Genomic DNA, 9,149 nt, shown 5'->3' with positions numbered 1-9,149 from the left:
CCGGACTTAAGGGCAGGAAATACGGCTGTAACGCCGGACGGCATGGCCGGAGGCGATCATCGCGCAGGAAAGATCGATATCCTTTACAGTGCAACGGGCAATGGTGCGCCCGTAATGGTCAATTTCGATGGCGTGGCATTTTACCCAGCCCGTTGTTAAAGTCTTCAGATGATCTTTTGCGGCAAAGGGATCGCCTTTGGTACAGCGTCGCCCGGCTCTGCAATGGTCGGGCATTTCCGGCGCATCAATCCCCGTCAGACGTATGCGCGTGCCGATACAGTCGAAAGTATCGCCGTCAATAATGTAGGGGGAATGGCAGAAAATTGTGCTGCTGCTTTTGCCGTCTTTGGCGCTGTGTGTATCTGCGGCAGGCGGGGACGGTTCCAGAAATTTCCCCAGAGCGATCAGTGCCAGCAGTGAAAAAATAATCAGTATTTCACGCGCATTTTTGAAACGGAAAAAGCGTATTTTTTGGCGGGCATTTTGCCATTCCTTGCCGCCGCGTGTTTTTTGGCGCTTCAGTTCTGTCCGGCTTTTGTTTTTGACAAGCGTCAGCCCGACACCCAGAACAATAAGGAATGCTGCCGCTGCGCTGGCAATTGTGACCAGTATTGTTTTGTCGAAAACTGTAAAATCCGGCATATTTGAAACCATGCTACAAGATTGTCATTATACTGTCTGTGATTATAGATGAGATATTTCAGGTTGCGCCAGCCCTATATGCAGCCTCCTCCGTACCCCTGCTTGACAAATGCGGCCATCCTTCCTATCTATGAAAGGCATTTGCGCTGCCATCAAACAGAACAGTTATTTCAATGAATTGCGGTCTTGATTTTGGAACCTCGAATTCAACGCTTGCCCTTTGCAGGGAACGCGCCGTGACGCTTGTGCCTCTGGAAGAGGACGGCATAACGATTCCGAGTGCCGTTTTCTATTCTGCCGTTGCGCCGCAGCCCTGTTTCGGCAAACAGGCGATGCAGCTTTTTATGGAGGGGGAAGAGGGGCGTTTCATGCGCAGTCTGAAACGTATTCTGGGTACCAGCCTGATGAATGACGGCACGGTGGTAAATGGAAAGCTGAAGAAATTTGAAGATGTTCTGGGTGATTTTATCGGCCATATGAAAGCTGTGGCAGAGCAGCACAGCGGCGTTGAAATGATAAATGTCGTTATGGGCAGACCCGTGCATTTCGCCGATAATGACAGCAAAACCGATAGTCGTGCGCAGGACGAATTGCAGAATATCGCGCAAGCCGTCGGGTTTAAACATGTCGCTTTTCAGTATGAACCGATCGCGGCCGCTTTTGCGCATGAAAGAAATCTTCCATCTGAAAAACTGGCACTTGTTGCCGATATCGGAGGCGGTACATCGGATTTTACCGTCATTCGTCTGGCGCAGGATGTGATGGATAAAGCTGACCGCACGGATGACATTCTCGGCAATTCCGGTATCCGTATTGGCGGAAATGATTTTGACAAGGATTTAAGTCTGCGTGCCTTCATGCCCGATTTCGGATACGGCACGGATTACGGCGAGAAAAACCTACCGCTTCCGGCTGTGCCGTTCCATGACATGTCCGAATGGTCGAAAATCAACTTTTTATACACGCCGAAAATGCACAAGCAGATGCGGGATATTTTGCCGCAGTCACATGCGCCGGAAAAGTTTTCACGCTATATCAAATTGCTGGAGGAGGAAAAAGGCCATCAGCTCTTGGCGGCGGTTGAAGATTGTAAAATCGGACTGACGGAGCATTTGCAAGTGACGGCATCGCTTGATTTTGTAGAGGAGGCGTTTTCCGTTACTGTGGCGCGCAGCGTTTTTAATGATGCGGTGGAGAAACATGTGCGTGCGATTATTGCCGATATTGATGATTGTTTGCGGCAGGCGCAAATCGCAGAAGAGGCGGTGGAATTGATTATTTTGACGGGCGGTACGACAGAGGTACCATTGTTGAAAGAAACAATCGCAGCCAAATTTCCACAGGCGGAGATATCTGAGGAGAATAAGCTGTCTAGTGTCGGTCTGGGGCTGGGTTATGAAGCTATCCGCCGTTTTGGGATGATGGCGTGATTTTTCTGTCATAATGCTTTATTTTTGAGGCCGCAGGCTTTAAACTCCCTTGGAATCACCGCAAATGAAAGGAAAACACTATGTTGGAAGAACATCACGATTTGGTACATGAACTGCCGGAACATAAAGAAGCAATCCACACGCTGAAAACGGCGGATGCCCATTTTAAAAAGCTTTTCGATGAATATGAAGATGTGACGAAAGAAATTTTACGCATCGAAAAAGAAATTGAAGCCGCCAGTGACGAGCGTCTGGAAGATCTGAAAAAGACACGTCTGTCGCTGAAAGACGAAATGCTGGAAATTATCGTAAAAACCGAAGCCGCCTAAGGCGAAGAAGGTTTTTCAGCGTATTAACGATGCCTCTGCCGGACAGGGGCGTGAAAGGCGGCTTTTTTTAAGTCGCCTTTATCACATAAATTGTTAAAAAATTACTAACATATTGACCTGTATGGAGAAGAGCGTAAAATGAAAGAGTGCATAATTATGCATTCTCTAGGCTTTCGCTCGGCTTCTCTGCCGCCCCTAATTGTTAGAAAATTTGGTCTCTATGGGTCTTTATTCCAGCATAAATTTTTTTCGTCTTGGCAGTTTTTTTTTACTGATGTCCGAGCTGTTGTTTTTGACGGCCTGTTCGACGGCGACTGCGCCGATGGGGGATCGGGAATACACGGAAAAACTGCGCAGCGATTTGGAAGTCATCGCACAGAAAAATGACGGCATCTTGCAGATGACGCTGGATCAGGCGCTTGATCTGGCTGTGAAACGCAATCTGGATGTGCAGGTCGCGCTGATGGAAGAGCTGCTTCGCAGCGGTGAATACAATATCGAAAAATTGAGCCTGTTGCCGCAGATCGAAGCCGGCGCATCCTATCAGGGACGCAGTAATACAGGTGCGTCATCTAGCCGTTCGGCTTTAACGGGAATGCAATCACTGGAACCATCCATTTCCACAGACAGGCACCGCCGCACGGCGCAATTGGAAGCGAGCTGGAATATTCTGGATGCCGCCGTCACAGTTGCCCATGCACGTACGGCATCTGATCGCGTGCTGATTGCACATGAACGCCGCCGCAAAGTGCTGCAAAATCTGGCACAGGATGTCTATGTTGCCTTCTGGCGCGCTGCGGCGGAACAGGAAACAGCAGAGAAACATGCCGCGTTGCTGAAAGAATCTGACGGGCGGTTGGCGGATTTGGAACAGGCCATACAAAAAGGCGTCATCCCGTATGAAAGCGGTTTGCAGAAAAAAGAGGAATTGCTTCGCAAGCGCAACGCGCTGGCGGAAAAGCGCCGCGATGTTGCGCAAGCGATGCTGGAGCTGAAGACACTGGTCGGGTTGTCACCCGAAGATAAAGTGACGTTGCATTTGCCGCGGGAAAATTGGCTGACATCCGCAGAGTTTCCCAAGCTGGAGCAGGACAGCGAAAAGCTGCAGGAAACAGCGCTGATGAACCGCCCTGAAATCAAAGAGGCTTTTTTGAAAGAACGTATCGCCCTGCGTGATATCAAAACCACTGTGCTGGAGGTTTTGCCGGGTGCGCGCTTCTTTCTGGGGCTGAACAAAGATACGAATTCCTTTCTATCCGATCAGGACTGGGCGAATTTCTCGGTATCGCTTTCCGCAATGCTGATGGATTTGTTTACACTGCCGCAGCGTTATGAACAGGCCAAGAACAAAAAAGCGCTGTCTGATAAGCAGCGTTATGCCTTGTTGGTTGCGGTGATTGCGCAGGTTCATGTCGCAAAACAGCAGCTGGAAGAAAGCCGCAGCCAGTTTTTAAAAATGGATGAACAGGCGGATAATTACCGGAAGATTTTGCGTAGCGCGACGCGCAAGCGCGAGGCGGGTCTAGGCAGTGATTTAAGTGTTCTCAACACGGAGCTCGATTATGCTCTGCTGCAATGGGACAGAAGTTTTGCCTATCAGGCAGCACAACATGCTTATGCACGCATGTTGAACAGCTTGGGCGTGGATATTTGGCAGAATGCCGGAAGCCAAGACGGAGAAGAACAAAAAAAAGAAGACGAAAAATATCACCTGACACAGCTTGATACGGTGTTGTAAACACCGCATCGGTAAATGAAAGGTTGCGAAGAGACATTATGCTCGATGCATCGGGAGGAAAAAACAAGGCCGCCCCCTTCGGACGAAAATCCGCAGGACAGGCGCAGCGCAAAACGGCGACGGGTAAAACCCGTGCGCTGTTTGTTGCCTGTGTGTTGTTTGGCGCAGTTCTGGGGTTAATGCTGGTATTGTCCGACCCGCTTTTGTTCAATAAGGATGATTGGCGGCGCGTGCCTGCCGTTGCAGGACAAAAACTACAGGCATTTGGCGTTTTTGCGCGGGATGCGGGACAGAAAGCACTTGAGAAAACGGCGCTTCTGCAGGAACAGCTTGTTCAGAAAGTGACGGAACTGGAAGCGCCTGATCTGACAGCGGTCAAACAACAGGTGGCTGACGCTTATGCACCTCTCACGCTGGGGGCTTCCCATACGGTTCTAACGGCTGTGCAAAAGGTTAACAACTTTGGGGAAAAAGCCGTTGAGTTTGCATCATCGCGCAAATTTTTCTTCTCTGTCTCGCCGCGCGAGACAATAGTTGCACAACCCGTATCCGTTATTGCAATGGGTGCGGCGCAAGCGCAGAACACACCAGAGTTCAGCCCGATGCAAAAAGTTCTGGATGATATTGAAACTTTTGCGCAAATTGCGCCTGCAGCAGGGGATAATCCGGTAGAAACGGCAACGGCGGAAGCCTTGCCGGCTTTGTCCGACGCACCTGTTGAGACACATGAAGTGCAATCTGTTCTGATCGCGCGCAGACAGGCCGTTATTTCAAGCCTGATGAGCGGTAAAATTCTCGATTTTCCCTTCCAGAACGGTGATGTTTTCTCTGCCGCAGATATTTTGGCGCGTTTCGACTGTGCGATGGAAGAGGCGCTTTACAATGAGAAAAACGCGGCGCTGCGTCTGGCTGATGCCGAACTGAAAGCCAAAAAGCAATTGCGCAAATTAGGGACATTATCCGAAATTGAATATATTGCGGCACAGGAAAGCGTGGCACAAGAACAGGCGCGCCTGGCGCAGGTTGAAGAACGTATTTCTCTTTGCACGATCAAGGCGCCGTTTGACGGGCGCGTGACAAACAGGTTGGCCAGCCCCTATGAATACGCGGAACGCGGGCGTGTGTTGATGGAAATTTCTTCAAATGAACCGCTGCTGTTGCAATTTCTGGTGCCGTCTGTTTGGCTGCGCTGGCTGAATGTCGGCACGCCGTTTGATGTTTATGTGGAGGAAAGCGGTAAAACATATCCGGCGCATGTCATTCGTGTCCATGGTAAAGTTGATCCGGTCAGTCAGACGGCGGAAATCGTTGCGGAGATGTCATCTTATCAGGAGGAGCTGCTTCCCGGTATGGGCGGTAAGGCAATTTTTGATGTCGGGGCCGCACGCAAGAAAACTCCGCTCGGCTTTATCGGCTTGAAAGTGGCGGCAAATCCTGAAGACGTACCGCAGGATTTGGGTGATGAGTAAAAAAAATCCGAAAAAAATAGATGCGCAGGCTGAAAAGCTGCTTCTGCTGCTTTCGTTGCAACGGCAGTCCCGCAGTCAAAAGACGGCGGCAGAGCTGGCATTTATGATGGTGAATGAAACTTACCGTCTTGTTCCCTACCGTCAAGCGTTACTCTGGACGCGGGATAACGGTATTGAAACGGTTTCCGGCCTGACAGAGACGGAAAAAAACAGTCCTTATCTGTTGTGGTTATCGGATTTTATTGCGCGGCATGTGCCGCAACAGGAGGAGGATGCTGTACGCATTCTGACTGCAAAAGATGCAAAAGATGCGGAAGGGGCGGATAAGAAAAACTGGCAAACATGGTGCTCTGCCAATGCGGCATTGATGGCATTATATGACCGGAATGGCAATGTAACAGGCGCTTTATGGATAGACCGGGAAGAGGCTTTTGCAGCTTTGGATAAAGTCTTGCTGGATGAATTGGCAGATGCTTACGGTTACGGCATGCAGGCTTTGACGCAGGGCGGCAGCAAGAAGTTGCGCGGTTGGAAAGGAAAAATTCTGGCACTGTCCGTATTGGCGGTGCTGTGCTGGCCGGTCAGATTGGCGGTGACGGCACCGGCGGAAATTGTGGCAAAAGACCCTTATGTCATCAGCATCCCCTTTGACGGTACATTGGCAGATATACCGGTTGAGCCCAATACGCTGGTCAAGCAGGGCGAGGTCTTGGCAAAAATTGACGATACGGCTTTGCGCAGTCAGGTGGCGGAGGCGGAACACCGGCAGATTATGGCGCAGGCTGTGCTGGCGAAAGCGGAGCGGGAATCCATCACGGCACCGGAGAAAAAACAGGCACTGGCGGCGCTGCGGGCGGAAATCGCCTTGCGGCAGCAGGAATTAAGCTATGCGCGGCAGCTTCTTGCGCAATCTGTAATGACGGCGCCACGTGACGGTGTGGCGGTTTTTTCCGATAAAAATGATTTGCGCGGCCGCCCTGTGCGGACGGGAGATAAGATTATGATGCTGGCAGCACCGCATGACACGGAACTGCTGATCCGTGTTCCCGTAGATGCGATGCTGACGATTGACGAGGCGGAACCGGTGGCGTTTTTCCTGAATACTGCCCCATTGAAAAAACATCAGGCATATCTGAAAACCGTTAGTTATCAGTCATCAATGGATGCTGACGGTTTGCTGACTTATAAAATCCGTGCCGCTTTTGACGGAGGTGAGGCGGCGCGTATCGGTCTGACAGGGACGGCAAAAATTTATGGCGGGCGTAGCCTGCTGGCTTACAGCCTGTTCAGGCGACCCTTGATTTCCCTGCGCCGCTTTCTGGGAGTATAGGGGATGGCAAAAGGTGATCTGCCGTTATTGCGGGAAGATTTAAAAATCGATAAAACCGCCTCCGGTGCGGATGGTGCCCCGCATTGGGTTATTTATGATCCGCTGGCACACCGCTTTTATAAAATCGGCTGGACGGCTTTTGAATGTCTGCGCCGTTTGGCGGATTGCCGCCGGCCGGATGACCTTGTCCGGGCTGTTAATGCGGAAACAACGCTGACAATCGATACGGAAACGGTAGAAGATTTATCGGTATTTCTGGTGAGAAATCAGCTTGTGCAAGGCAATACAGCGCAGTCATCTGCGCAACATGAGAGGCGCACTAAGCGCGCGGAAAAACCTTTTTGGAAGAGGGCGTTGCACGGCTATCTTTTTGTAACGCTCCCGCTTTTTAAGCCGCAAAATTTTCTGGAACGCAGCCTGCCATTGCTGCGTCCGTTATTATCGCAGCGCTTTATGCTGATGATGCTTTGTCTGCTGGCGGCGGGGCTGTTGATGACATTTCAGCGTATGGATGAATTTCTGCACAGCTTTCAGAATATTCTGAATTGGGAAGGCGCTACGCTGATTGCGCTGACAACAGTTTTCGTGAAAACGCTGCACGAATTGGGGCATGCCTATACGGCGACAAAATACGGGGTCAAAGTTCCGGTCATCGGTGTGGCCTTTATTGTTCTCTATCCTGTGTTATACACGGAAACAACGGGTGTATGGTCTTTGACCGACAGGCGCAAGCGTGTGGCGATTGCGGCGGCAGGCGTGTTGACTGAAATCAGTCTGGCCGCTATTGCGCTGCTACTGTGGCGTTTTCTTCCCGTAGGTCTTGGAAAAAGCACTGCTTTCTTTGTGGCGCTGGTTTCTCTTACCGGAAGCTTGCTGGTCAATCTCAATCCGTTGATGAAATTTGACGGGTATTATCTGCTTTCCGATGTATTGGGTATTGAAAATCTTCAGGACCGTGCCTGTCTTTGGGCAAAATGGCGTTTGCGCCGCATGTTATGGGGCTGGAAAGATGATGTTCCGGAAGATATTCCTTTGCGGCAGCGGCGCTTTTTTCAGTCTTTCGGTTTTGCGCTCTGGATATACCGTTTGTTCCTGTTTTTGGGGATTGCCTGGGTGGTTTTTGCGCTGTTTTTTCCGCCTTTGAATATCTTTCTGATGGTTGTGGAAATCGCATGGTTTATTGCTCTGCCAATCTGGCGGGAAGTGACCGTCTGGTGGCGGCAACGGCAAAAATCATACCATTCTCTCCACAGCCTGATCAGTTTGTGCGTTATCATTGGCGTATTTGTGGCGGTCACTATGCCGCGTGCGCATAAGATCACTATTCCCGCAGTACTGCATAGCGCCGCATATACGCATCTTTACACACCGGTTGCCGGAAAGCTGATTGAGGTCAATATGACGGCGGGGCAACAGGTGAAAAAAGGGGATGTTCTGGCCGTCATTGAATCGCCGCAATTGCAACAGCAGATCGCATTGGCGGAGCTGGACTATCAATCGCTGCAAAAATTGCGGAACCAGCAGCAAATTCTTGCCCGCGACCATCCCGAACAAGAGCCGTTGACAGAAAAATTGGCGGCGGCGGCGCAAAAATTGTCCGGCTTGCGCGAACAGCAGCAGAGGCTGGTTATCAAGGCGGATTTATCCGGCATATTAACCGATGTGGCGGGGGATATGCATCAAGGACGCTGGATCAATCCTGCGCAGCGGTTGGGTATTCTGGTGCAGCCTGATATATTAACAATTAGCGGATATATACATGAAAACAAAAGAGAAAAAATTACTCTCGGTCGTGCGGGATTGTTTTATCCCGATACGGATTTTGCGGAAAATTTTCCCGTGCGCTTGGATAAACTGGCAGAGAACAGCAGTGATACCCTGCATTGGCCGGAGCTTTCGGCGAGATTCGGCGGTGCTATTCCGACAGATGAAACTCCCGGAAAAACAGGTCTGACAGCGCGTTACGGGCTTTATGCCGCACAGTTCTCCGTAGAGGCGGATATCAAAGATTTTGCACCAAACCCGCGCGTTGTGCGGGGGATGGTACGCCTTGAAAGCTCTGCCGAAAGCGTGCTTTGGATATTCTGGCAGAAACTGGCGGCATTCTGGGGGCGGGAATCTGCTCTATGATACCCGCTTAACTGTTTATAAAAAAAGGTAAATTAAGTCTGCGTTAACATTGTTCATGTTAAAATAGACAAAGGGTCGTCC

7 protein-coding genes are annotated in these 9,149 nt (G+C 50.5%); 6 read left to right on the top strand and 1 reads right to left on the bottom strand.

What is annotated here, in order from left to right:
- Window positions 1–6 precede the first annotated feature (6 nt).
- Window positions 7–642, bottom strand: a complete 636-nt coding sequence (locus HND56_08215) for a thermonuclease family protein (protein ID QKK05672.1) — start codon at window positions 640–642, stop codon at window positions 7–9.
- 173 nt (window positions 643–815) lie between these two features.
- Between HND56_08215 and HND56_08210 the strand changes: the two genes are divergently transcribed.
- The 6 genes from HND56_08210 (at window position 816) to HND56_08185 (ending at window position 9,068) form a co-directional block, all read left to right on the top strand.
- Window positions 816–2,072, top strand: coding sequence for an Hsp70 family protein (locus tag HND56_08210; GenBank protein QKK05671.1), 1,257 nt, complete (start codon window positions 816–818; stop codon window positions 2,070–2,072).
- An 80-nt stretch (window positions 2,073–2,152) separates the two neighbouring features.
- Window positions 2,153–2,401, top strand: a complete 249-nt coding sequence (locus HND56_08205) for a DUF465 domain-containing protein (protein QKK05670.1) — start codon at window positions 2,153–2,155, stop codon at window positions 2,399–2,401.
- A gap of 274 nt (window positions 2,402–2,675) precedes the next feature.
- A complete protein-coding gene (locus HND56_08200) occupies window positions 2,676–4,139 on the top strand; it encodes a TolC family protein (protein ID QKK05669.1) in 1,464 nt (487 codons plus the stop codon).
- Between the two features lie 38 nt (window positions 4,140–4,177).
- Window positions 4,178–5,608 (top strand): efflux RND transporter periplasmic adaptor subunit, encoded by a 1,431-nt coding sequence (locus tag HND56_08195; GenBank protein ID QKK05668.1) that lies wholly within the window; start codon window positions 4,178–4,180, stop codon window positions 5,606–5,608.
- Window positions 5,601–6,938, top strand: coding sequence for a biotin/lipoyl-binding protein (locus HND56_08190; protein ID QKK05667.1), 1,338 nt, complete (start codon window positions 5,601–5,603; stop codon window positions 6,936–6,938). The genes HND56_08195 and HND56_08190 overlap by 8 nt, the downstream gene beginning before the upstream one ends.
- A 3-nt stretch (window positions 6,939–6,941) precedes the next feature.
- Window positions 6,942–9,068 carry a biotin/lipoyl-binding protein gene (locus tag HND56_08185; GenBank protein QKK05666.1) on the top strand — a complete coding sequence of 709 codons (2,127 nt, stop codon included), beginning with the start codon at window positions 6,942–6,944 and terminating at the stop codon, window positions 9,066–9,068.
- The last annotated feature ends 81 nt before the right edge of the window (window positions 9,069–9,149 follow it).

The sequence above is a fragment of the Pseudomonadota bacterium genome, assembly GCA_013285465.1.
Classification (GTDB): domain Bacteria; phylum Pseudomonadota; class Alphaproteobacteria; order Micavibrionales; family CSBR16-224; genus CSBR16-224.
This window is presented reverse-complemented; position numbering and strand designations above follow the sequence as displayed.